The 24,708-nt window shown below is 61.0% G+C and carries 21 protein-coding genes; 9 read left to right on the forward strand and 12 right to left on the reverse strand.

Going from position 1 to position 24,708, the window contains the following annotated elements:
* Positions 1-243: 243 nt before the first annotated feature.
* Positions 244-933 carry a VacJ family lipoprotein gene (locus KGA96_RS23345; RefSeq protein ID WP_046041426.1) on the reverse strand — a complete coding sequence of 230 codons (690 nt, stop codon included), beginning with the start codon at positions 931-933 and terminating at the stop codon, positions 244-246.
* Between the two features lie 201 nt (positions 934-1,134).
* Here KGA96_RS23345 and KGA96_RS23350 point away from each other — a divergent pair, with 201 nt between their 5' ends.
* Together KGA96_RS23350 and KGA96_RS23355 are read left to right on the forward strand one after the other, a co-directional pair.
* Complete coding sequence (locus KGA96_RS23350; RefSeq protein WP_223515113.1) at positions 1,135-1,755, forward strand: HAD family phosphatase; 621 nt, start codon at positions 1,135-1,137, stop codon at positions 1,753-1,755.
* Positions 1,756-1,867: 112 nt separating this feature from the next.
* Positions 1,868-2,131: a DUF4404 family protein gene (locus tag KGA96_RS23355; RefSeq protein WP_008053327.1), complete on the forward strand. Its 264-nt coding sequence runs from the start codon at positions 1,868-1,870 to the stop codon at positions 2,129-2,131.
* 54 nt (positions 2,132-2,185) lie between these two features.
* On the opposite strand, the gene queF is transcribed toward KGA96_RS23355, so the two are convergent.
* Together queF and KGA96_RS23365 are read right to left on the reverse strand one after the other, a co-directional pair.
* Entirely contained in the window at positions 2,186-3,016 is an 831-nt protein-coding gene (gene queF / locus KGA96_RS23360) for an NADPH-dependent 7-cyano-7-deazaguanine reductase QueF (protein ID WP_150717086.1), read from the reverse strand.
* Positions 3,017-3,077: 61 nt separating this feature from the next.
* Entirely contained in the window at positions 3,078-3,614 is a 537-nt protein-coding gene (locus KGA96_RS23365; protein ID WP_223515115.1) for a plastocyanin/azurin family copper-binding protein, read from the reverse strand.
* Between the two features lie 155 nt (positions 3,615-3,769).
* Between KGA96_RS23365 and KGA96_RS23370 the strand changes: the two genes are divergently transcribed.
* Together KGA96_RS23370 and KGA96_RS23375 are read left to right on the forward strand one after the other, a co-directional pair.
* Complete coding sequence (locus KGA96_RS23370; protein WP_008053332.1) at positions 3,770-4,450, forward strand: heavy metal response regulator transcription factor; 681 nt, start codon at positions 3,770-3,772, stop codon at positions 4,448-4,450.
* Positions 4,450-5,799: a heavy metal sensor histidine kinase gene (locus KGA96_RS23375; protein ID WP_223515118.1), complete on the forward strand. Its 1,350-nt coding sequence runs from the start codon at positions 4,450-4,452 to the stop codon at positions 5,797-5,799. The genes KGA96_RS23370 and KGA96_RS23375 overlap by 1 nt, the downstream gene beginning before the upstream one ends.
* 124 nt (positions 5,800-5,923) lie before the next feature.
* On the opposite strand, the gene KGA96_RS23380 is transcribed toward KGA96_RS23375, so the two are convergent.
* From KGA96_RS23380 to KGA96_RS23390, 3 genes are all read right to left on the reverse strand, one after another.
* A complete protein-coding gene (locus KGA96_RS23380) occupies positions 5,924-7,168 on the reverse strand; it encodes a lipoprotein-releasing ABC transporter permease subunit (protein ID WP_046041417.1) in 1,245 nt (414 codons plus the stop codon).
* 63 nt (positions 7,169-7,231) lie between these two features.
* A complete protein-coding gene (lolD, locus tag KGA96_RS23385) occupies positions 7,232-7,915 on the reverse strand; it encodes a lipoprotein-releasing ABC transporter ATP-binding protein LolD (RefSeq protein WP_173677889.1) in 684 nt (227 codons plus the stop codon).
* A 7-nt stretch (positions 7,916-7,922) separates the two neighbouring features.
* Complete coding sequence (locus tag KGA96_RS23390; RefSeq protein ID WP_046041416.1) at positions 7,923-9,173, reverse strand: lipoprotein-releasing ABC transporter permease subunit; 1,251 nt, start codon at positions 9,171-9,173, stop codon at positions 7,923-7,925.
* Between the two features lie 94 nt (positions 9,174-9,267).
* Between KGA96_RS23390 and KGA96_RS23395 the strand changes: the two genes are divergently transcribed.
* Complete coding sequence (locus KGA96_RS23395) at positions 9,268-9,849, forward strand: PilZ domain-containing protein (RefSeq protein WP_046041414.1); 582 nt, start codon at positions 9,268-9,270, stop codon at positions 9,847-9,849.
* A gap of 14 nt (positions 9,850-9,863) precedes the next feature.
* Positions 9,864-10,586, forward strand: coding sequence for a glycerophosphodiester phosphodiesterase (locus tag KGA96_RS23400; protein ID WP_223465727.1), 723 nt, complete (start codon positions 9,864-9,866; stop codon positions 10,584-10,586).
* 42 nt (positions 10,587-10,628) lie between these two features.
* On the opposite strand, the gene sthA is transcribed toward KGA96_RS23400, so the two are convergent.
* From sthA to KGA96_RS23415, 3 genes are all read right to left on the reverse strand, one after another.
* Positions 10,629-12,023 (reverse strand): Si-specific NAD(P)(+) transhydrogenase, encoded by a 1,395-nt coding sequence (gene sthA / locus KGA96_RS23405; RefSeq protein ID WP_223465729.1) that lies wholly within the window; start codon positions 12,021-12,023, stop codon positions 10,629-10,631.
* 207 nt (positions 12,024-12,230) lie between these two features.
* A complete protein-coding gene (locus KGA96_RS23410; protein WP_223465731.1) occupies positions 12,231-13,247 on the reverse strand; it encodes an FAD:protein FMN transferase in 1,017 nt (338 codons plus the stop codon).
* 182 nt (positions 13,248-13,429) lie between these two features.
* Positions 13,430-14,893 carry a glyceraldehyde-3-phosphate dehydrogenase gene (locus tag KGA96_RS23415; protein WP_046041409.1) on the reverse strand — a complete coding sequence of 488 codons (1,464 nt, stop codon included), beginning with the start codon at positions 14,891-14,893 and terminating at the stop codon, positions 13,430-13,432.
* 363 nt (positions 14,894-15,256) lie between these two features.
* Between KGA96_RS23415 and mfd the strand changes: the two genes are divergently transcribed.
* Genes mfd through KGA96_RS23430 form a run of 3 tightly spaced genes read left to right on the forward strand, consistent with a single transcriptional unit; the run spans position 15,257 to position 21,995 of the window.
* Complete coding sequence (mfd, locus tag KGA96_RS23420) at positions 15,257-18,706, forward strand: transcription-repair coupling factor (RefSeq protein ID WP_223515121.1); 3,450 nt, start codon at positions 15,257-15,259, stop codon at positions 18,704-18,706.
* Positions 18,707-18,716: 10 nt separating this feature from the next.
* Positions 18,717-19,295, forward strand: coding sequence for a CsiV family protein (locus KGA96_RS23425; protein WP_046041404.1), 579 nt, complete (start codon positions 18,717-18,719; stop codon positions 19,293-19,295).
* Between the two features lie 6 nt (positions 19,296-19,301).
* Positions 19,302-21,995 carry a DEAD/DEAH box helicase gene (locus KGA96_RS23430; RefSeq protein WP_046041403.1) on the forward strand — a complete coding sequence of 898 codons (2,694 nt, stop codon included), beginning with the start codon at positions 19,302-19,304 and terminating at the stop codon, positions 21,993-21,995.
* A gap of 71 nt (positions 21,996-22,066) precedes the next feature.
* Here KGA96_RS23430 and KGA96_RS23435 read toward each other — a convergent pair whose 3' ends face one another.
* From KGA96_RS23435 to KGA96_RS23445, 3 genes are all read right to left on the reverse strand, one after another.
* On the reverse strand, positions 22,067-22,804 hold the full coding sequence (locus KGA96_RS23435) for an S-methyl-5'-thioinosine phosphorylase (RefSeq protein WP_046041401.1): 738 nt from the start codon (positions 22,802-22,804) through the stop codon (positions 22,067-22,069).
* 12 nt (positions 22,805-22,816) lie between these two features.
* Positions 22,817-23,815, reverse strand: a complete 999-nt coding sequence (nagZ, locus tag KGA96_RS23440; protein WP_223515148.1) for a beta-N-acetylhexosaminidase — start codon at positions 23,813-23,815, stop codon at positions 22,817-22,819.
* A 170-nt stretch (positions 23,816-23,985) separates the two neighbouring features.
* The gene (locus KGA96_RS23445) at positions 23,986-24,693 is read right to left on the reverse strand and encodes a TetR/AcrR family transcriptional regulator (RefSeq protein WP_007974041.1); all 708 of its coding nucleotides are present in this window, start codon (positions 24,691-24,693) and stop codon (positions 23,986-23,988) included.
* Between the last annotated feature and the right edge of the window lie 15 nt (positions 24,694-24,708).

Below are 24,708 nucleotides of genomic sequence, written 5' to 3' on the forward strand. Positions count from 1 at the left end.
CACCGGCTTGTTCCAAGGCCTGTTCGACCAGCGATGGATCAAGCAACGAGTCCAATCCCTCGAGGGAATTGGGAGTCGAGACGAAGTTGTGGGTCAGTTCCAGTGCCCGAGCCAGACGCATAAAAAAATCCGATGCCTATTCAGGCATCGGATTTTGATTTCTTGCGGCCAAAGGTCAAGCAATGAGGCTTAACTGATCGGCATTACCATTGATGGCCGCCTTTTTCAGTTTACCGGTCAAGATCAGAAATCGTCTTCGACCTGACCGTCTTTCACCTTGAATTCACGGTTCTGCAAGTACGCATTACGGATGAAGGTGTACTTGTCGCCGGTGATCAGCTTCTCGCTCGACAACAGGTTGGCACGGGTATCGACGACGTCCAGCGCGAAGAACGAGTTACGCACCGGAATGTCGTTTACGTAACGATAAGCGCCGGTGTAGCTGTCGACGTACTTGGACGGCGCATCACGCAAGGTGCTTGGCCCCAGGAATGGCAGCATCACGTAAGGGCCGCTGCCGACCCCCCAGTAACCCAGCGTCTGGCCGAAGTCTTCGTCATTGCGCTGCAGGCCCATTTTGGTGCCGACATCGATGACGCCCAGCAAGCCGAAGGTGGTGTTGAAAATGATTCGTGCGGTGTCAACGCCTGCGGCGCGAGGCTTGGCCTGCAGGATATCGTTGGCCAGGTTGCGCACATCGCCGATGTTGCGGAAGAAGTTGTGAACACCGTCTTCGACAAACTGCGGCGTCACGTACTGGTAGCCCTGGGCCAGGGGTTTGAGCGCGTAGGTGTCGATCACGTCGTTGAACTTGTAAATCGGACGGTTGACGCTTTCCCAAGGATCATCTTCCGTGGCTGCCTGGGCAACGAACGGAACCAGCATCGCACTGGCGCATACACAAATCCTGGCTAGATGATTGCTCCAGCGCATAGAAAAAAACTCCTTGGTTTGTACTGGCTCGGGCGCCTGGCCCGGGCAATAAGTTGGCAAGTATAAGACGTAAACGCCGTTTAAGGCACTTTGCACGAAATCCACACCGAAGGAATGGTGCCAAATGTGAGCGATTCACATCCATGTCATTCAACTGTCACCGTCGCCCGCTAGCCTTCAGGTTATTTCAGGGACGTCCACATGCCGCTCGCCGAAGCCTTGCCCCAAACCGCACCCAGCCTGACCGCCGTACTGTTCGGCCTCAGTGGCTGCCTGGTGGATTTCGGCGCGCACACGCACCGGCACGGTAGCCACTCGGCCGAACACGCCGAGGCCACACCCGGCGCACTGGATAGCCTGCGCAGCTTGCAGCACCAGAAAATCCCCTGCGCCTGGCTCGATGAACTGCCCCCTGCCCTCAGCCAGTCCCTGGCCGCGGCATTGCCGGAATGGATCAAACCTTCGCAACATCCAGCAACAAACATCCCATGGCCCGCCCCGAATGCCTGCTGGCAAGCCTTGATGACCCTGAACGTCGAGCGACTCGACGGCTGCGTGCTGGTGAGCGGCGAACCCCGCTTGCTGCAGGCTGGGCTCAATGCCGGGTTGTGGACCATCGGCCTGGCGTCCTGCGGCTCGCTGTGCGGCCTGGCACCCGAGCAATGGCAAGCCTTGACCCCGCAGGAGCGCGACATCAAACGTGGCAAGGCGACCATGCAACTGTTCGGTCTGGGCGTGCATTCGGTAATCGATCACCTCGGTGAACTCGACACCTGCCTGGCGGATATCAGCTTGCGTCGGCTCAAGGGCGAAAAGCCCTGATCGAGATCATGCACGTTGGGCGCGAGTGGATTAATCTAAAGGTCAGCCATCGACCTTTGGCCTGCCGCCATGGTCTATGCCAGTGCCTATCGATCAAAGAAGGAAGAACGCCATGCCTGCCCGCGAACTGCAAGAACAGCTCAATGCCCTGCGCGAGCAATTGGAACAGAATCCTCCATTGTCTGAAGCCGAACGCGCCGAGCTGCACGAACTGATGCAACAGATCGAGTTGAAGCTTGAGCTCGAAACCAAAACCCAGGATTCCAGCCTCGCCGATGGCGTCAACCTGGCCGTGGAACGCTTCGAACTCGAACACCCTACCCTTGCCGGCACCCTGCGCAACATCGGGCAGGCCTTGGCCAACATGGGGATCTGAACCCAACAATGCCTTTGTAGGAGCGAGCAAGCTCGCTCCTACATCATTGGATCTTTATTGACGGACCAGGCGATGGTTCGGCAGCTGCACCTCTTCAGTGCTGCGGTACGGGTTGATATCCAGCCCGCCACGACGCACGTAGCGCGCATACACCGTCAGTTTCTCCGGCTTCAGCAACCGCTGCAGGTCAAGGAAAATCCGCTCTACACACTGCTCATGGAAGTCCGAGTGCTGGCGGAAGCTGACGATGTACTCGAGCAGGCTCGCGTGATCCAGCGCCGCGCCACGGTACTCCACCGCCACGCTGCCCCAGTCCGGCTGGCTGGTGACCGGGCAGTTGGACTTGAGCAAATGGCTGTGCACGCTCTCCTCGACAATGCGCGAATCATCGCAACGCAGCAGTTCCGGCCGTGGATGCTCGTAGTTGCTGACACTGATATCCAGCTCATCGATGCACACACCCGGCAAGGCCACGACACCTTCGCTCTCGACATCCTTGAGACTGCGAATGCGCACACCCACCGGCTTGCCGGCAGCCGCCGACAAGTCCTTGGCCAGCGTCGCCTCAAGGCTCGCGGTATCGGCAAACGGCGTCTGGTTCAGGGAGTTGAGGTACAGCTTGAACGACTTCGACTCGATGATGTTCGGCGAATCCGCCGGAATGCTGAATTCGCCGATCGCCACCACCGGCTTGCCCGACGGCAGCAGCCAGGACAGCTCGAAGCAGTTCCAGAAGTCCACGCCTTTGTACGGCAGGGTTTGCGCCGTCAGGCCCAGTTCCGCCCACTTCGCGGTGCGCGGGATCGGGAACAGCAAGGACGGCGTGTAGGTGGCGATGTATTCGCTGGACTTGCCCAGCGGCGAATGTTCGGCTGCGGGATGCATGGCGGAAACCTGACTGAAGAATCAGCGGATTCTATCAGCCTTTGCTCCCGCCTTTGAGTGCTTACTGACTGACAGTCAGTTTGCCGACCATGCCGGCCTGGTAATGACCGGGGATATTGCAGGCAAACTCAAGGCTGGTGGCCTTGCTGAAGGTCCAGGTCAGTTCGCCGGTCTTGCCTGGCTCAACCAGCACGCTGTTGGGATCGTCATGCTTCATGCCGTGGTCCATTTTGCTGTGATCCATGCCGGCCATGTTGCCGTGGTCCATAGCCTTCATGCCGGTCGGCGTCAGTATGCCGCTCTGTTGCATCTGCAACATTTCCTGCTGGTGTTTGGCGTGCATCGCCGCATCCCCCAGGTTGAGCTCATGCAGCAACTGGCCTTTATTGACCAACACGAAGCGCACGGTTTCCCCGGCCTTGATGTCGATGGCCTGCGGCGTGAAGGACATGTCACCCATCACTACCTCAATGCTGCGGGTCGCCTTGGCCGCCGGGGCCGGTTGACCGAAATCATAGGTATGCCCGGCGTCGGCCCACACCGGCGAACTCAGCGCCAGCAAACACAGGATTTGCGCCACGGATTTGCGTAAAAACATCGTCATACTCCAACAAGATAAGGCTCAGCATGGGCAAAACTCTAAACTGCTGCCACTGCCTGTAACCTGACAGCCAGATTACAACTTTGTCAGGTTGCCCTGTGCCAATGCTTCCCACGGTATAAAGCGTTCGTTCCACTTGCCAAGAGTCGCCCATGAAACTGCTGATCGTCGAAGACCAACCGAAAACCGGCCATTACCTGCGCCAGGGCCTGGCCGAGGCCGGGTTCAACACGGAACTGGTGGCCGACGGCACCACCGGCCAGCAATTGGCCCTCAGCGGCGAATATGCCCTGCTGATTCTCGATGTGATGCTGCCGGGTCGTGATGGCTGGCAGATTCTGCAAGCGGTGCGCAGCGCCGGCCTGGACACGCCGGTACTTTTCCTGACCGCCCGTGACGCCGTGGAGGACAGGGTTCACGGCCTCGAACTGGGCGCCGATGACTATCTGGTCAAGCCGTTTGCCTTCTCCGAACTGCTGGCCCGAGTCCGTAGCCTGTTGCGTCGCGGCAGCGCCACGCCTCAGGAAACCAGCCTGCAACTGGCCGATTTGCGCCTGGACCTGATCCGGCGCCGGGTCGAACGCAGCGGCCAGCGTATCGACCTGACCGCCAAGGAGTTCGCCCTGCTGGAAATGCTCCTGCGCCGCCAGGGCGAAGTCCTGCCCAAGTCGCTGATTGCGTCCCAGGTCTGGGACATGAATTTCGACAGCGACACCAATGTCATCGAGGTGGCGATCCGTCGCCTGCGCCTGAAGATCGACGATGAATTCCCCAACAAGCTGATTCACACAGTGCGCGGCATGGGCTACGTCCTTGAAGAGCGCCCCGCCTGATGCGTCGTCTCTCCCTGAGCAGCCGCCTGGCGCTGCTGTTTGCGGCCTGCACCGCCGTGGTGTCGTTGCTCGCCGGAGTGCTGTTCAGCCGCGCCAGCGAGGCGCACTTCGTTGAGCTCGACCAGCAACTGCTGGACGGCAAGCTGATTGGCTTGCGTCGGGCCCTGCACGACCTTCAGTCGAGTGACAGCGAGGTGAAACTGGCCGAGGAGTTGAGCCGGCAGGCTGACCTGTCCCTGCGAATCACCGGCAGCGACGGCCAGCGCTGGTATGACAGCTCGACCAACCTTCCCCAGGCATTGCCGCGCCAGCCCGGATTGTCGACGGTGAGCCATGAAGGCATGGATTACCGGGTGCTGAATGCGCCGCTTTTCGCGGACAAACCCGAGTCACCTCAACTGACCCTGCTGTTGGACATCACCCACCACCAGCACTTCCTGCAACGCATGCAGCATTTGATCTGGCTGACCGTCGGCCTGTCAGCCCTGGCCACCGCACTGCTGGGCGCCTGGGCGGCACGCAGCAGCTTGCGCCCGTTGCGGCGGATAAGCGCGGTGGCCAGTGGTGTTTCCGCGCAATCGCTGAACTCGCGGCTGCCTGAAGAAAATATGCCGCCGGAACTGGCGGAAATGGCCCACAACTTCAACGCCATGCTCGGACGCCTCGACGACTCTTTTCAGCGCCTGTCCGCATTCTCCGCCGACATCGCCCATGAACTGCGCACGCCACTGTCGAACCTGCTGACCCACACCCAGGTCACCCTCACCCGCCCTCGCCCCATCGAGGACTACCGCGAAGCCCTGCACAGCAACCTCGAAGAGCTGCAATGGATGGCGCAATTGGTCAATGACATGCTCTATCTGGCGAAAGCCGATCACGGCTTGTTAATGCCCAAATGCGAGCCACTGGAACTGGCGGAGGAAGCTGATCTGCTGCTGGAGTTCTTTGCGCCATTGGCCGAAGACGCGCAGGTAAAACTGAGTCGTGACGGCAATGCCCGCATCGAAGGTGACCGCAGCATGTTGCGGCGGGCGCTGTCGAACCTGCTGGACAACGCACTGCGGTTCACGCCGGCCGATGGTGAGGTTCTGGTGCGAATCGTCGATCAACCAAAAGAGTTGCGCCTGACCGTTGAAAATACGGGCCAACAGATTCCCGAAGATCTATTGCCGCGCCTGTTTGACCGCTTTTACCGGGCCGACCCTGCGCGTCGTGAAGGCAGTAGCGAACATGCGGGACTGGGACTGGCGATCACCCATTCGATCATCCGCGCTCATGGCGGGCAGATTCGTTGCGAATCGGAGAATGGGTGGACGCGGTTTGTGATCGAGTTGCCAAGGGGGGATTGAGGCCGGCAGTTGCGGCCTCATCGCGGGCAAGCCCGCTCCCACAGTGTCTTGTGGCGCTCACATAATCTGTGTACGACGCAGATCCCTGTGGGAGCGAGCTTGCTCGCGATGACGGTGTTACTGGTTACGAATATCTCAACGCATGAGCCGGCTCGATCTTCGCCGCCCGCCAAGCCGGGTAAACCGTGGCCAGAAAGCTCATGACGAAGCCCGCCGTGCAGATCAACGCCACATCCGCGCCTTGCAGTTCAGATGGCAGGTTGCTGACGAAATACACGTCGGAACTGAAGATGTGCTGCCCGCTGACTCGCTCGATCCAGCCTACGATCTGGCTGACGTTCAGCGCGGCAATCACGCCCAACACACCACCAATCAGGGTGCCGACGATGCCGATCACCGTGCCCTGCACCACGAAGATCGCCATGATCTGCCGTGGCGTGGCGCCGATGGTGCGCAGGATCGCGATATCCGCGCCCTTGTCGTTCACCACCATGATCAGGGTCGCGATGATGTTGAACGCCGCCACCGCGACGATCATCAGCAATAGCAGGCCGATCATGGTTTTTTCCATCTTCATCGCGCTGAACAGGCTGCCCTGGGTGTGGGTCCAGTCGTCAGCCTTGTAGGCGTCGCCCAGCCCCGTGGCGATGTCGCTCGACACTTGCGGCGCGGCATACAGATCCTTCACCGCCAGGCGCACGCTCTGCACCTGATTCGGCTCCCAGTGCTGCATTTGCGCGGCATCGGCCATGTGGATCAGCGCCATGGTGCCATCCAGTTCGGCGCCCACCTTGAACACGCCGACCACATTCAGTCGCTGCATGCGCGGGGTGATGCCGCCCGGCGCATTGCTGACTTCCGGCACGATCAGGGTGATCTTGTCACCGACGTTCAAGCGGAAGCGGCGCGCCGTGATCTCACCAATCACCACGCCGAACTCGCCCGGTTTCAGGGCTTCGAGGCTCCCCTGAACGATGTGCTTGGCGACGATCGACACCTGGCCTTCAAGCGCCGGGTCGACACCACTGACCTGGATCGGCTGCATCGTGCCCTTGTAGGACAGCATGCCCTCCATCTCGGTGAACGGCACCGCCGCCGTCACTTCCGGGTTTTTCATCGCGGCCGCTGCCACGGGCTTCCAGTCATCAATCGGATTGACGCCGACGATGGTGGCGTGGGGCACCATGCCGAGGATGCGCGAGCTCATTTCGCGCTGGAAGCCGTTCATCACCGACAGCACCACGATCATCGCCAGTACGCCGAGGGCGAGACCGATCATCGAGGTCATCGAGATGAAGGAAACAAAGCGATTGCGGCGCTTGGCGCGGGTATAGCGCGTGCCGATAAAGATCGATAACGGTCTGAACATTCGCTGGGGCACCGTATGGAAATAAAAGACCCGACGCCTTTTCAGGCATCGGGTTTCAGCCAATCAGATAGGAGTGAGGCAACCTTCCTGCAAATGCAGGACGCGATCCATCTGGCGGGCCAGGTTCATGTCGTGGGTCACCACCAGGAACGCCGTGCGCATCGAGGTGCTGAGCTCCAGCATCAAGTCCTGGATCCCCTGGGCGGTGTGGGAATCGAGGTTGCCGGTCGGCTCGTCGAGCATCACCAGGCCAGGATTGTTCACCAGAGCGCGGGCGATGGCCACGCGCTGACGCTCACCACCGGACAGTTCGGCCGGCTTGTGCTCCAGGCGATGGCCCAGCCCTACCCGCTCCAGCAACGCCGTGGCACGCTGGCGCGCTTCGGGGATCGCGGTCTTGCCGATCAGCAGCGGCATGCAGACGTTTTCCAGGGCGGTGAATTCCGGCAGCAAGTGGTGGAACTGGTACACGAAGCCGAGGGCGCGATTACGCAGCAGGCCGCGTTTCTTCTCGCTCAGCGCCGACAGCTCTTCACCGTCGAGCCAGACGCTGCCCTTGGTCGGTGTATCGAGGCCGCCCAGCAGGTTGAGCAAGGTACTTTTGCCCGAGCCCGACTTGCCGACAATCGCTACACGCTCTCCAGGGTGCAACTCCAGTTGCAGGCCGGCCAACACTTCCACCGATTCCGGGCCTTCCTCGTAGGACTTGCCCAGGCTGCGGCAGCTCAAGATTGCTTTATCACTCATGCCCGACTCACTCATAACGTAGCGCCTCCGCAGGCTGGGTGCGCGCGGCACGCCAGGCTGGATACAGGGTGGCGAGGAAACTCAGGACCAACGCCGCAGAACAGACCATCACCACGTCCTGGCTCTGCACCTGCGACGGCAGGTAATCGATGAAGTACACGTCGGCGTTGAGGAACTTGTGCCCAATCAGGCCTTCGAGGGCCGAGATCGCGGCGCTGACGTTCAGCGCGGCGAAGATCCCGACCACGGCGCCAATGGCCGTGCCGACCACGCCAATCACGGTGCCTTGCACCATGAACGTGCGCATGATCGTGCCCGGCGTGGCGCCCAATGTGCGCAGGATCGCGATGTCGCCCTTCTTGTCGTTCACTACCATCACCAGCGTAGAAATGATGTTGAAGGCAGCAACGGCAACGATCAGCAGCAGCAACAGGCCGATCATGGCTTTTTCCATGCGGATCGCCTGGTACAGGTTGCCGTGGGTGCGGGTCCAGTCGCGGGCGTAGAAGCGGTCTTCGCCGAGATCGCGGGCGATGCTCCACGCGGTGCGCGGTGCCTGGAACAGATCGTCGAACTTCAGGCGCAGGCCCTGGACCTGATCCGGTTTCCAGCGGTGCAGCCGGGCCAGATCCTGCAGGTTGGTGACGCCAAGATAGCCATCGAGCTCACCGGCGCCGACATGGAAGATGCCGACCACGGTAAAGCGCTTCATGCGCGGGAACATCCCGGCCGGGGTCACGGTGACTTCCGGCGCGACGAAGGTCAGCTTGTCACCGATGGCTGCACCGAGCTTGGTCGCGGCCTTGTCGCCGATGACGATGCCGAACTCACCCGGCACCAGGTCGTCGAGTTTTCCCTGGGTCATGAAGTGATCGATGATCGACACCTGACGCTCTTGCACCGGGTCGATGGCATTGAGCAGGACTTTCGAGACCTTGCCGTTGTTGGTCAGCAAACCCTGCATTTGCGTAAACGGAGCCACGGCCGTCACCTGCGGGTTCTGCTTGACCTTCGCGGCCAGGCTTTGCCAATCGCTGATCGGCTCGCCGGACTCGATGGTCGCGTGGGGCACCATGCCCAGCACGCGGGTGCGCATCTCATGATCGAAGCCGTTCATCACCGACAGCACCACGATCATCACGACCACGCCAAGGGCGAGCCCGATCATCGAAGTCAGGGAAATGAATGACACAAAATGATTGCGACGCTTTGCACGGGTGTAACGCGTGCCGATAAATACGAAGAGAGGTCTGAACATGTCGGGGCTTGTTCGGAGGGAAAAGGAACGTCCTTGTGGCGGGGGTCGATAACCAGCTTTACACTCAGACCACCGCCGCTACCATGGGTTCGCCATGTCGACATTAGATGAAGAAGATCGCCGCGAATACTACCGTATCGAGGATACGATCGCACTGGAAATTCGGCCCCTGTCCGCTACTGAAGCCGCAGGCCATGAAGTGTTGCAGGATGCTTCCCCACTCTTCAACTTGCTCAGCGAACTGCACCTGAGCGAATTCGAGTCGCAACACCTGTTGCGCCAGATCAGCGAACGCGACCGCACGACCGCCGCCTTCCTCAAATCCCAGAACAAACGCATCGATTTGCTGAGCCAGGTGATCGCCATCACCGTGCTCGGGCAGATCGGCGAACCGCAGCCGGTGATCATCTCCGAAGGCGGCATCGACTTTCAGCATCCTTCGCCCCTTGCCGCCGGCGCACGCCTGTCGGTCAAGCTGGTGCTGATGCCGCAAGCCCTGGGCCTGCTGCTGCGCGCCCGCGTCACCCATTGCGACCGCAAGGGCGATGGCTATGACGTCGGCACCGAGTTCGAACACCTGACCGACGCCCAGCGCCAACTGCTGGCCCGCCACATCTTGCAAAAGCAGGCCCAGGAACGACGCCTGGCCCGCGACCAACTTGAATCAGGCAATTAAATTAAGGAAGAACCGTGACCCTCATCTACGGCCATCGCGGCGCCAAGGGCGAAGCACCGGAAAACACCCTGACCAGCTTTCAGGAATGTCTCAAGCACGGCGTGCGTCGCTGCGAACTGGACCTGCACCTGTCCATAGACGGCGAGTTGATGGTCATCCACGACCCGACCCTCAAGCGCACCACCGACCGTCGCGGCAAGGTCGTCGAACACACGGCGGCCGAGCTTGTGACATATGACGCACGCCAGGGTGGCCCGGGCTGGATCAAGCCGTGCCCGATTCCGACGCTGGAAGAACTGTTCGAGAAATGCGACTTCGATCACTGGCAGCTGGAAGTCAAAAGCGCATCAAGGATGCGGGCCGCGACCACCGTACTGGCGATTCGCGAAATGGTGCAGCGTCATGGCCTGATGGACAAGGTGACCATCACCTCGAGTTCCCGTGAAGTGCTCAAGGCTGCGTTGGAGTTGGTGCCGGACGTGTCCCGCGGGATGGTGGCCGAGTACGCCTGGCTCGACCCGCTGAAGGTCGCGGCCAGCTATGGCTGTGAGATTCTGGCGCTGAACTGGACCCTGTGCACGCCGGAACGCCTGCAACGGGCGCAGCGTCAGGGGCTGCATGTGTCGGTGTGGACCGTCAACGAGCCCGCGCTGATGCGCAGACTCGCCGACTTCGGCGTTGACAGCCTGATTACAGACTTTCCCGGTTTGGCCACCGCCACGCTCGAGAATTGCTGAAATCGGTCTCCCCGGCCGGCTCAGGCCACCGGCCGGAGCCCGTCAAAAAAGCCGGTTGAGGCCGTCGTACGCGGCTACCCGATAGGCTTCGGCCATGGTCGGGTAGTTGAACGTGGTGTTGACGAAGTACTTCAACGTGTTCTGTTCGCCCGGCTGGCTCATGATTGCCTGACCGATGTGCACGATCTCCGACGCCTGATAGCCGAAGCAGTGAACGCCCAGTACTTCCAGGGTTTCACGGTGGAACAGGATCTTCAGCATGCCTTGCGGCTCGCCGGCGATCTGCGCCCGCGCCATGCTCTTGAAGAAGGCCTTGCCCACTTCGTACGGCACTTTGGCCTGGGTCAGTTCCTGCTCGTTCTTGCCGATCGAGCTGATCTCCGGAATGGTGTAGATGCCGGTCGGCACGTCATTCACAAAGCGCCAGCTACCGTTATCGACGATGCTGCCAGCAGCCGAACGGCCCTGGTCGTGGGCAGCACTGGCCAGGCTCGGCCAGCCGATCACGTCACCGGCGCCGTAGATGTTCGGCACGCAGGTGCGGTACGCCTCGTCGACTTCGATCTGGCCACGGCTGTTGACCTTCACGCCGATATTCTCCAGACCCAGCTGATCGGTGTTGCCGGTACGGCCGTTGCACCAGAGCAAGGCGTCGGCCTTGATCTTCTTGCCGGACTTGAGGTGCAGGATCACGCCATTGTCCACGCCTTCGACGCGGTCGTAGTCTTCGTTATGGCGAACCGTGATGTTGTTGTTGCTGAAGTGATAGCTCAACGCCTGGGAGATTTCCGAGTCGAGGAAGCTCAGCAACTGGCCACGGTTATCCACCAATTCAACCAATACACCCAGACCGCTGAAGATCGAGGCGTATTCGCAACCGATCACGCCGGCGCCGTAAACGATGAGTTTACGCGGGGTGTGGCCGAGGCTGAGGATGGTGTCGCTATCGTAGATACGCGGGTGATGGAAATCGATGTCCGCCGGGCGATATGGACGCGAACCGGTGGCGATGATGATGTGCTTGGCCACCAGTTTCTCGACCACGCCGTTGGCGCAGACCACTTCGATGGTTTGCTCGTCGGCAAAGCTGCCGGTGCCGAAGAACACGTCGACGCGGTTACGGGCGTAGTAACCGGTACGCGAAGCGACTTGTTTGGCGATGACTTTCTCGGCGCTTTTCAACACGTCCGGGAAAGAGAACCAGCGCGGCTCACCAATGGCCCGGAACATCGGGTTGGTGTTGAACTGCATGATCTGCCGCACCGAGTGACGCAGTGCCTTGGACGGGATGGTGCCCAAGTGAGTGCAGTTGCCGCCGACCTGGCGACGGCTATCGACCATCGCCACCTTGCGCCCTGCCTTGGCGGCGTTCATTGCCGCGCCTTCCCCCGCCGGGCCGGAACCCAACACCACCACGTCGTAGTTGTAGACAGCCATGCGTACTCCTCAGAACAGGCCGCGGCACCCTCGGCACCTGCGGCTAAATCACGCCAATGCGTGGCATGAAGGAACAATTTGGGGCCAGTGCAGAACCCGGACACAGTCTATAGAAGCGTCAACGCCGCGCACATTAACCCTTGGTCGCGTCGTAGGCTACTTTTGCCTGCGCTACAACACCAGTTTTCAATGCTCAAATCGCCGAAATCATTCGGTTTTTTTGCCACTGAGGCGTTCAAAAGCGTGACTGCTGCGTGTGACGAATCCTGTATCGGCACGAATCACAAAAAATGCGCCGATATCGTGTTTTTCTGCGTAGTCCCAACCGCGCTCCGGGCCGAGAATCAGCAGCAGCGTCGATAAGCCATCGGCCATCAACGCGGAAGGATGAATCACCGTGACCGATGCCAGGTTATGTGAGACGGGCGCACCGGTGCGGGCATCGAAGGTGTGGGAAAAACGCTGGCCGTCCTGCTCGAAATAATTCCGGTAGTCGCCGGAAGTGGACAGGCCATAGCCGTCGACGACAATGACCCGCTCGGCCACCTGCCGGTCATCCCGCGGCTCTTCCAGGGCAATGCGCCATGGCGAGCCGTCAGCCTTCTTGCCTGCCGCCTTGAGCTCGCCCGTGGCCTCGGCGAGGTAGTCGTGGATGCCCATCGCCTCGAGTCTTGCGGCAATCGTGTCCACCGCATAACCGGCGGCGATGCTGTTGAAGTCGACCTCGACGGCGGCGTCCTTGCACAACCGGTCGCCCTCGATGCGCAAGTGTTCATGGCCGACGCGCTTGCGGGCTTCGGCGAGCGCTTCGGCGGTCGGGACTTTTTCCCCACGGGCCTGCGGACCAAACCCCCAGAGATTGAGCAACGGCTCCACCGTCAGATCGTAGGAACCGTCGCTTTGCACTGACAGTTGCTCGCCCACGCGGACCAATTCGAGGATCGACGCCGGCATTGCCTGACAGCGGTTGGCCGGTAATGCATTGAAGCGCTCGATGTCCGAGTCGCTGCGGTAGGTCGACATTTGCCGGTCGACTTCAGCAAGGATCTGCTCAATCTGGACGCGGACTTCGTTCGGCGCCGGAAGGCCGGCATGGCGCACATACTTGATCGAGTAAGTGCTGCCCATGGTCGGGCCGCTGAAGCTTTCCAGAGTGTCGCTGTTGCCGCAGCCTGATAGTGCGCCGAGCAACAAAAATGCTACCCCCTGCCACCTGATCAACAATTCCCGAACTCCCCGAAACATCCCCTGACACGCCGCCAAGGCCAGCCATTATGCGATAGAACTGTGGGAGCGAGCTTGCCCACGAAGAGGCCAGGCCGAACAACACAACCCTCAACAGACAAAAGCAGCCCAAACAAAAACGCCCCGACCAAGGTCGGGGCGTTTCATGTACAGCTAAAGGCTTAGCGCGGGAATGCTGGCGGGTTTACACCGGCCATGTCTTCCATCACGCGAACCACCTGGCAGCTGTAACCGAACTCGTTGTCGTACCAGACGTACAGAACAACGCGGTTATCCTGGGTGATGGTCGCTTCAGCGTCCACTACGCCTGCGTGGCGCGAGCCAACGAAGTCGGTGGAAACCACTTCCTGGGAGCTCACGTAGTCGATCTGCTTGTGCAGGTCCGAGTGCATGGCCATCTGGCGCAGGTACTCGTTGATCTCTTCGCGAGTGGTGGCCTTCTCCAGGTTCAGGTTCAGGATAGCCATCGACACGTTCGGCGTAGGAACGCGAATCGCATTACCGGTCAGCTTGCCCTTGAGCACTGGCAGCGCCTTGGCGGCTGCGGTGGCGGCACCGGTCTCGGTGATAACCATGTTCAACGGCGCGGCGCGGCCACGACGGCTGCCCTTGTGGAAGTTGTCGATCAGGTTCTGGTCGTTGGTGAACGAGTGAACGGTTTCGACGTGGCCGTTGATGATGCCGTACTTGTCGTTGACTGCCTTGAGCACCGGCACGATGGCGTTGGTGGTGCAGGAAGCCGCCGAGATGATCTTGTCGTCAGGGGTGATTTCGCCATGGTTGATGCCGTGCACGATGTTCTTCAGCGCGCCCTTGCCAGGTGCGGTGAGGATCACGCGAGCAGCGCCCGGGCAGGCCAGGTGCTGGCCCAGGCCGTCAGCGTCACGCCATACACCGGTGTTGTCGACGATCAGAGCGTTTTCGATGCCGTACTGGGTGTAGTCGACTTCGGCCGGGCTCTTGGCGTAGATAACCTGAATCAGGTTGCCGTTGGCGGTGATGGTGTTGTTGGCTTCATCAATGGTGATGGTGCCATCGAACGGGCCATGGACCGAGTCACGGCGCAGCAGGCTGGCACGCTTGACCAGGTCGTTCTCGGCGCCCTTGCGGACAACGATGGCGCGCAGACGCAGGCCGTCGCCACCACCGGTTTTCTCGATCAGGATGCGCGCCAGCAGACGGCCGATACGACCGAAGCCGTAGAGGACAACGTCGGTGCCTTTGCGGGCGGATGCGTTTTGCTGGCCAACCACGTCAGCCAGTTCTTCACGGACGAACTGCTCGGCAGTACGGCCATTGCCTTCGGCCTTGAATTTGGCCGCCAGCTTGCCCAGGTCCACCGAAGCGGCGCCGAGCTTGAGCTCGCTCATCGCCTTGATCAGCGGGAATGTTTCGTGGACGGACAGCTCGCTTTCGTCGGACTGACGGTGACGAGCAAAGCGGTGCGCTTTGAGAATCGCAATGACTGAACGGTTGATCAGGCTGCGGCCATAGATCGAGCTCACCACGTTGTTATTGCGGTAGAGCTGACCGATAAGCGGAATCATCGCTTCAGCGAGTGCTTCACGGTCGATCCATTCACCAAGACACTGGTCGGGCTTCTGAGTCACGGGAACCTTCCACATGTAGGGGCAGAAAAAAGGGGCTACATTATGCCGCCGAGTGACCGCGGTAGCAATGCGCGCCCGTCGTGCTTTACGTAACAATTCGTCGTTCAAAAAAATTACGCCTCGCGCAAGCCCAATAAAACCGGGGCTTGCAGCGCAGTCAATTTTTTGGAGGTCGCGCCTCGTTATCCGTAACCCTCCGTAACACTCGTTGTATTTGCCACTACATATTCAATGATTTCCGGCAAAAAACCATCGAATTTTGTCTTTACCACTACATTTCACCAAACCCGTGCTTTAGACACAGTCAGCAACTGACAGGCGGCATCGTTGACCGCTACAATTGCCGACTTTGTCGCAACGCTTGGAGTTCAACCTTCCGTGCCCGTTCTGCGTCTACCGCTTCTCCCTGCCGCGGCAGGTAAACAGCACTGGGGCAACCTGCCCGGTGCCGCCCTGAGCCTGGCCATCGCCGAGGCCGCCAGCGCTGCCAAGCGCTTTACCCTGCTGCTGACCGCCGACAGCCAAAGTGCCGAACGGCTGGAACAGGAGCTGAGTTTCTTCGCCCCGGATTTGCCAGTACTGCACTTTCCCGACTGGGAAACCCTGCCCTACGACCTGTTCTCGCCGCACCAGGACATCATTTCCCAGCGCATCGCCAGCCTGTACCGGCTGCCGGAGCTGAGCCATGGCGTGCTGGTGGTGCCGATCACGACCGCCCTGCATCGCCTCGCACCGACCAAATTCCTGCTCGGCAGCAGCCTGGTGCTGGATATCGGCCAGAAGCTCGACGTCGAGCAAATGCGCACCCGGCTTGAAGCCACGGGTTATCGCTACGTCGATACGGTGTATGAACACGGCGAGTTCACCGTTCGCGGCTCGCTGATCGATCTGTTCCCGATGGGCAGCAAACTGCCGTATCGCATCGATCTGTTCGACGACGAAATCGAAACCCTGCGCACCTTCGACCCGGAGAACCAGCGTTCGATCGACAAAGTCGACTCGGTCAAGCTGTTGCCGGCCAAGGAATTCCCGCTGCAGAAAGAAGCGGTCACCCGTTTCAAGGCGCGCTTCCGCGAACGTTTTGACGTCGACTTCCGCCGCTGCCCGATTTTCCAGGATTTGAGCAGCGGGATTACCCCGGCCGGTATCGAGTACTACCTGCCGCTGTTCTTCGAAGAAACCTCGACGCTTTTCGATTACCTGCCCCAGGACACCCAAGTGTTCTCGCTGCCCGGCATCGAACAGGCCGCGGAAAACTTCTGGAACGACGTGCGCAATCGCTACGAAGAACGCCGCGTCGACCCGTCCCGTCCTTTATTACCGCCTGCAGAGCTGTTCCTGCCGGTGGAAGACTGCTTCGCGCGCCTGAAGAACTGGCCGCGCGTGGTGGCCAGTCAACAGGACGTGGAAAGCGGTAGCGGTCGCGAGCGCTTCCCCGCTCGGGAGCTGCCGAACCTGGCCATCGAAGCCAAGGCTACCCAACCGCTGGCGGCACTGGCGGACTTCCTCGACCAGTTCCCCGGTCGCGTGCTGTTCACCGCCGAATCCGCAGGCCGCCGCGAGGTGCTGCTGGAACTGCTGGAACGCCTGAAACTGCGACCGAAAACCGTCGACAGCTGGCCGGACTTTGTCGCCGGTAAGGAACGCCTGGCGATCACCATCGCCCCGCTCGACGAAGGCTTGCTGCTCGACGACCCGGCCCTGGCCCTCGTCGCCGAAAGCCCGTTGTTCGGCCAGCGCGTGATGCAGCGCCGTCGCCGGGAAAAGCGCACCGACGCCAACAACGATGCCGTCATCAAGAACCTCACCGAGCTGCGCGAGGGTGCGCCGGTGGTGCACATCGACCACGGCGTCGGCCGCTACCTGGGCCTGGCGACCCTGGAAATCGACAGCCAGACCGCCGAATTCCTTGCCCTGGAATACGCCGAAGGCGCCAAGCTTTATGTGCCGGTGGCCAACCTGCACCTGATCGCCCGCTACACCGGCAGCGACGATGCTCTGGCCCCACTGCACCGCCTCGGCTCCGAGACCTGGCAGAAAGCCAAGCGCAAAGCCGCCGAACAGGTGCGTGACGTGGCCGCCGAACTGCTCGACATCTATGCCCGCCGCGCCGCCCGCGAAGGCTACGCTTTCGCCGACCCGAAAGCCGACTACGCCACCTTCAGCGCCGGCTTCCCGTTCGAAGAAACCCCGGACCAGCAAACCACCATCGAAGCGGTGCGCGAAGACATGCTCGCGCCTAAGCCGATGGATCGCCTGGTGTGCGGCGACGTCGGCTTCGGCAAGACCGAAGTGGCGATGCGCGCCGCGTTCATCGCCGTGCACGGTGGTCGCCAGGTAGCGATCCTGGTGCCGACCACCCTGCTCGCCCAGCAGCACTACAACAGCTTCCGCGACCGCTTTGCCGACTGGCCGGTGACCGTGGAAGTGATGAGCCGCTTCAAGTCGGCCAAGGAAGTGAATGCGGCGGTCGCGGACCTGGCCGAAGGCAAGATCGACATCGTGATCGGCACGCACAAGCTGCTGCAGGACGACGTGAAGATCAAAAACCTTGGCCTGGTGATCATCGACGAGGAACACCGCTTCGGCGTGCGCCAGAAAGAACAGCTCAAGGCCCTGCGCAGCGAAGTCGACATCCTGACCCTGACCGCCACGCCGATTCCGCGAACGCTGAACATGGCGGTATCGGGCATGCGCGACCTGTCGATCATCGCCACGCCGCCGGCCCGTCGCCTGTCGGTCCGCACCTTCGTCATGGAACAGAACAAGAGCACGGTCAAAGAGGCCTTGCTGCGTGAGTTGCTGCGTGGCGGTCAGGTCTATTACCTGCACAACGACGTGAAGACCATCGAGAAATGCGCCGCCGACCTCGCCGAACTGGTGCCGGAAGCACGGATCGGTATCGGCCACGGGCAGATGCGTGAACGCGATCTCGAACAGGTGATGAGCGACTTCTACCACAAGCGCTTCAACGTGCTGATCGCCTCGACCATCATCGAGACCGGCATCGACGTACCGAGCGCCAACACCATCATCATCGAGCGTGCCGACAAGTTCGGCCTGGCACAATTGCACCAGTTGCGCGGCCGGGTCGGACGCAGCCACCACCAGGCGTACGCCTACCTGCTGACACCGCCACGCCAGCAAATCACCCCGGACGCGGAAAAGCGCCTGGAGGCGATTGCCAACACCCAGGATCTCGGCGCGGGCTTCGTGCTCGCCACCAACGACCTGGAAATCCGTGGCGCCGGCGAATTGCTCGGCGATGGCCAGAGCGGGCAGATCCAGGCCGTCGGCTTTACGCTGTACATGGAAATGCTCGAGCGCGCGGTGAAGTCGATCCGCAAGGGCGAGCAGCCGAACCTCGATCAACCGCTCGGCGGCGGTCCGGAAGTCAACTTGCGGGTACCGGCGTTGATCCCGGAAGACTACCTGCCGGATGTCCACGCCCGCCTGATTCTCTACAAGCGCATTGCCTCGGCCACCGACGAGGACGGCCTGAAGGATTTGCAGGTGGAGATGATCGACCGTTTCGGCCTGTTGCCGGAACCGACCAAGAACCTGATCCGCATCACAGCATTGAAATTGCAGGCCGAGCAACTGGGCATCAAAAAAGTCGATGGCGGCCCCCAGGGCGGTCGCGTCGAGTTCGCCGCACAGACGCCGGTCGACCCGCTGACCCTGATCAAACTGATCCAGAGCCAGCCAAAACGCTACAAATTCGAAGGCGCCACGATGTTCAAGTTCATGGTTCCGATGGAGCGCCCGGAAGAGCGCTTTAATACTGTAGAGGCGCTGTTCGAGCGCCTCGTTCCGAAAACTGCTTGAAGGACGCCACATGCGCCTGTTTCGCTCACTGACCCTGCTGACCCTGTTGATGCCAGCGCTGGTCGCATCCACGGCATTTGCCGATGACCTGTACCAGGTCGAAATGATTCTGGTCCGTCAAAACGCCGTACCGGCGATTGTCAGCCGCGCCGCGCCGGAAGACTGGGCGGCTGGCGCTCAGCCAGTCAGCGCCGACAGCCTGCGCACGCCAAGCCTCAATGGCGAAGTGGAAAAACTCACCAGCAGCGCCGACTACACGGTGTTGCTGCACAAGGCCTGGCAACAGCCCCTCGGCGAAACGGCCAGCAAAGTGGCGATCAGCGACGGCAAGGAACAATATGGTCAGTTCCCGATCGAGGGCACACTGAACATGACACTGGGACGCTTTACCGACGTCGACGCCGATTTCTGGGTCAACCAGATCGATGCCAATGGCATGGTGACCGCCAGCGAGCGCTTGAAACAGGAAAGCCACACCAAGAACGGCCAGCTGAATTTTCTCGATAACGGCCACCTCGGCCTGCTGATCAAGATCACTTCGCTGACCGCCCCCGCACCCCGAGCAGCTCCCGAAGAAATTCCGGACTGATTCCCTATGTCCGCGACCCTGAGCAAACCCCTGGCACCATCCTGGGTCAGCCGATTCAAGGAACAGAGCCTGGAGCGTGGTCGCCGTTACGCGCTGGAGAATCGCGTCAGGATCGTCGAGGCCGGCGACGCCACGATCATTGCTGCCTGCGAAGGCTCTGGCGGTAACGTTTACCGTCAGACCATTCGCCTGCGCGAGTCAGCCAAGGGCACGCTGCTGATGGTCGACGCCACCTGCTCCTGCCCGGTCCACAGCAACTGCAAACATTGCGCGGCGGTGCTTCTGCAAGTGCAGGAAACCCTCGACTACCCCGCCGCAGCCAAAGACGCCGAACTCCTGGAAAAGCTCCAGGCCGTCCTGGAAAACCGCAGCCCGAAAGCCCCGCCGCAAGTGCTGGTGGACAATGTGCAGCCCGTCCCGCGCCTGTGGCTGGCGAGCATCGAGTTCAGCGCGTTCGAACCGCGCAACGGTCGAATGCAGCGTTACATCCAGCATCGTGCGGCGCTGTCTTTCAGTTATCTGGACGAGTACGTTTCCGGACAGAAAAACACCGACATCCTGATTCGCCAGGAAACCCAGACGCTGCGGATAAAACGCCACCCGGACGTGGAACAGTCCTACCGGGAACAGTTGCGAATCCTCGGCTTCAAAATCGCCACCCGGCAAAGCAAGGCCTTGCCGGAAAGCGCCGGCGAGCTTTTTGAGATGGTCAATGACAGCGCCTGGCTGACCTTTACCCTCAATGAACTGCCGAAGTTGCGCACCCAGGGCTGGGAATTGCAGATCGACGAGGACTTCGGTTTCGACCTGACGGCGGTAGACGACTGGTACGCTACGGTCGAACAGGCTCCAGAGCGCGACTGGTTCGACCTGGAACTGGGGATCATCGTCAACGGCGAACGCCTGAGCCTGTTACCGATCCTGCTCAACCTGATGCGCTCGCACACCGAAATCCTCAACCCGGAACGCCTTGCCCGACGCCGCGACGACGAGCTGATCCTGGTCAACATCCCCAATCGCCCGAACTCCGAGTACGGCCCGCTGCAAGTCGCCCTGCCCTTCGGTCGCTTGAAACCGGTGCTGGCCACCCTCGGCGAGTTCTACCTGCAGGAGCCCGGCGACACCACACTGCGCCTGAGCAAGGCCGATGCCACGCGCCTGAACCCGCTGGAAGACATGCCACTGCTCTGGGAGGGTGGCGAACAGATCCGCACCTTTGCCCAGCGCCTGCGCGACATCAAGGACCACACGGCCACCGCCCCGGAAGGCCTGAATGCGACGCTGCGTCCGTATCAGCTCGAAGGCTTGAGCTGGATGCAATCGTTGCGGCGGCTGGAAGTGGGTGGAATTCTCGCGGACGACATGGGCCTGGGCAAAACCCTGCAGACACTCGCGCACGTGCTGAGCGAGAAAAACGCCGGCCGCCTGGATCGGCCTTGCATGGTGGTGATGCCGACCAGCCTGATTCCCAACTGGCTCGACGAAGCGGCGCACTTTACGCCGCAGCTCAAGGTACTGGCGCTATACGGTGCCAGCCGCAAAAAGCACTTCGACAAGCTGGCCGATTACGACCTGATCCTGACCACCTATGCGCTGCTGCCCAAGGATGTCGAACGCCTGGCGGCGCAGCCCTTGCACATACTGGTGCTGGACGAAGCGCAATACATCAAGAACCCGACCAGCAAGGCCGCCCAGGCTGCTCGCGAGCTCAACGCCCGGCAGCGCCTGTGCCTGAGCGGCACGCCGTTGGAAAACCATCTGGGCGAACTCTGGTCGCTGTTTCACTTCCTGTTACCCGGCTGGCTGGGTGACGTCAAAAGCTTCAACCGCGATTACCGCGTGCCGATTGAAAAACGCACCAGCGAGGTCAGGCTTCAGCACCTCAACGGCCGGATCAAACCTTTCCTGCTGCGCCGCACCAAGGAACAAGTGGCCACCGAGTTGCCGCCGAAAACCGAGATCATCCACTGGGTCGAACTCAACGAGGCCCAGCGCGATGTGTACGAAACCATGCGCCTGGCCATGGACAAGAAGGTCCGCGACGAAATCACCCGCAAAGGCGTGGCCCGCAGCCAGATCATCATTCTCGAAGCACTGCTCAAGCTGCGCCAGGTGTGCTGCGACTTGCGCCTGGTCAACGAGGCAACCCTGCCAAGCCGTGGCAGCACGTCGGGCAAGCTCGACAGCCTGATGGAAATGCTCGAAGAGTTGTTCGAGGAAGGTCGGCGAATCCTGCTGTTCTCGCAGTTCACCTCGATGCTGTCACTGATCGAAGACGAACTGAACAAACGCGGCGTGGCCTACGCCCTGCTGACCGGCCAGACCCGCGACCGCCGCACACCGGTGAAGGAATTCCAGAGCGGCAAGCGTCAGATCTTTCTGATCAGCCTGAAGGCCGGTGGCGTTGGCCTGAACCTGACCGAAGCGGACACGGTGATTCATTACGACCCATGGTGGAACCCGGCGACGGAAAACCAGGCGACCGACCGGGCGTACCGCATCGGCCAGGAGAAGCCGGTGTTCGTCTATAAGTTGATTGCGCGCGGCACTGTGGAAGAGAAGATTCAGCACCTGCAAAAGGAAAAATCCGACCTCGCGGCCGGCGTGCTGGATGGGCGCAAGGCCGGGGACTGGAAACTGCAGAGCGATGATATCGAGGCGTTGTTTGCGCCGCTGCCGGAAAACCTTGAAAAACGCTGAGACTTTCGGCGTTTTTTAGACCGCCATCGCGAGCAAGCTCGCGATGAGGTCAACTCGGTTTCAAGCGGGACTCAGCCCTTGAGCACCCGCGCCAGCGTCGATTTCACCTTGCCCATGCCGTCATGCAAGGCCTGCTCGATCTCGGCCATGGTGATCACGGCCGTCGACTTGCCCGCCGCCGGGTTCACCACCAGCGCCAGACAGGCGTAATCCAGTTCCAGTTCGCGGGCCAGGGCCGCTTCCGGCATACCGGTCATGCCGACGATGTCGCAGCCGTCACGCTCCAGCCGGGCGATTTCAGCCACCGTTTCCAGGCGAGGCCCTTGAGTGCAGGCATACACGCCATGACTGCTGTAGCCCACGCCTTCCGCCGCCAATGCCGCAATCAGTTGCTGACGCAACGGTTCGCTGTAGGGGTAGCTGAAGTCGATATGGGTGACGTGCTCCAGGTCATCGGCAAAGTAGGTGTGCTCACGACCGCTGGTGTAGTCGATCAACTGATGCGGCACGCAGAAATGCCCGGTGCCCATGGTGGCATGAATGCCACCCACAGCGTTGACCGCCAGAATGGCTTCGGCTCCGGCCTGCTTCAGCGCCCAGAGATTGGCGCGGTAGTTGACCTGATGCGGCGGAAAACGATGGGGATGGCCGTGACGCGCGAGGAACAGTACTTCCTTGCCGGCATACTCGCCGATCTGCACCTCGGCCGAAGGTGCGCCATAAGGCGTGTCCACTGCCAGTGACTGGCGAATGCTCAGGCCTTCGAGTTGAGTCAGGCCAGTGCCACCGATAATCGCGTAAACCGTCATAACGAACAGTCCTTAATCAATCAATTGAGCTTCTTTGAGCGCGCTGACAGCGGCCAGCCAGCGCGGGTCTTGACGGTATTCGGTGTTGGCGAACGACTGGCCGCGCATCCGCGCAATGCGCTCGGAAGGCTTGACCTTCAGGCGTTGCGCAGCGCTCAGGGCCAGTTCGGCGGCCGCACGGTCGTTGCACACCAGGCCCATGTCGCAACCGGCAGTCAGTGCCGCTTCGATACGGCTGGCGGCATCGCCGACCACGTGGGCGCCCGCCATGGACAGGTCGTCACTGAAGATCACGCCATCGAACTGCAACTCGCCGCGCAGGATGTCCTGCAACCAGCGGCGGGAGAAACCTGCGGGCTGGGAATCGACTTGTGGATAAATAACGTGGGCCGGCATGACCGCGGCCAGTTGTTTGCTCAGTTTGCCAAACGGCACCAAGTCCTTGGCGCGGATCTCGTCGAGACTGCGCTCATCATTCGGGATCGCGACGTGGGAATCCGCTTCAGCCCAGCCATGACCAGGGAAATGCTTGCCGGTGGCCGCCATCCCGGCGCTGTTCATGCCACGGATGAATGCACCCGCGAGCAAGGCAGCGCGCTCGGGATCACCTTCGAACGAACGGGTGCCGACAACGGCGCTGCGCTGGTAATCCAGGTCCAGCACCGGGGCAAAGCTCAGGTCCAGGCCAACGGCCAACACTTCGGTGGCCATGATCCAGCCGCACTGCTCGGCCAGGTATTCGGCGTTCGGGTTATCGGCAATGGCGCGCATGGCGGGCAAGCGCACGAACCCTTGGCGCAGGCGCTGCACGCGGCCGCCCTCTTGATCCACCGCCAGCAACAGATCGGGACGAATAGCGCGGATGGCCGCACTCAGCTCGCGCACTTGACGCGGATGCTCGATGTTGCGGGCAAAGATGATCAGGCCGCCCACCTCGGGCTGGCGCAACAATTGGCGATCTTCAGCCGTCAGCCAGGTACCGGCGACGTCCACCATCAACGAGCCTTGCAAGCCAGCAGTCATAAAAATTCCTTGATAACAGAAAACCCGGCCTACACGAATTCGCCGCCAGACGCTATGCCCGGCAGGTCGGCGATATCAATGGGAAACGGGTTCAGAACGAGAGTCGGCATGGGCGGCTAGCTTAGCGGATGTCAGCTGCCGCGCCCACCCGTGTGCGGTTAAACCTTGGCGGCAACCGGTGTCGATTTGCTACGCGGACGCAACTGGGCCGTAGCCATGGCCGTGTCAGTAACGCCGGATTCGGCACGCATGCCGGCAGCCAGGAATGGCACCATCAGGCGCATGACCTGCTCGATGGAGGTATTCACGCCGAAATCGGTTTCGGCAATCGCGCGCAAGGCCTTGATACCGGACATGCTGAACGCCGCCGCACCCAGCATGAAGTGCACGCGCCAGAACAGTTCGATGGGCGGAATACGCGGCGCCGCTTCGTTGACCAGCATCATGTAGCGGCGGAACACCTTGCCGTACATGTCTTCCAGATAACGACGCAAGTGCCCCTGACTCTGACTGAACGCCAGCCCCAGCAGACGCATGAAAATAGAAAGATCGTTGCCACTGCGCGGCTGCACCACCAGTGCCTGCTCGACGAGGATTTCCAGCAACTCTTCGAGCGTCGGCTTGATTTCAGGCTTGGCCTGACGCCGCTCCAGCTCTTTATCGAGGCTGATGCAGAACGGCCCGAGGAACCGCGAGAAAACCGCTTGAATCAACGCCTTCTTCGAACCGAAGTGATAGTTCACCGCCGCCAGGTTGACACCCGCCTTGCTGGTGATCAGACGCAACGAGGTTTCGGCGAAACCTTTTTCCGCGAACAACTGCTCGGCTGCATCAAGAATGCGTTCAACGGTTTCCGACTGGGCCATGGCTACTCCGCCTGA

This window comes from Pseudomonas sp. GL-R-26 (assembly GCF_019947365.1).
GTDB lineage: Bacteria > Pseudomonadota > Gammaproteobacteria > Pseudomonadales > Pseudomonadaceae > Aquipseudomonas.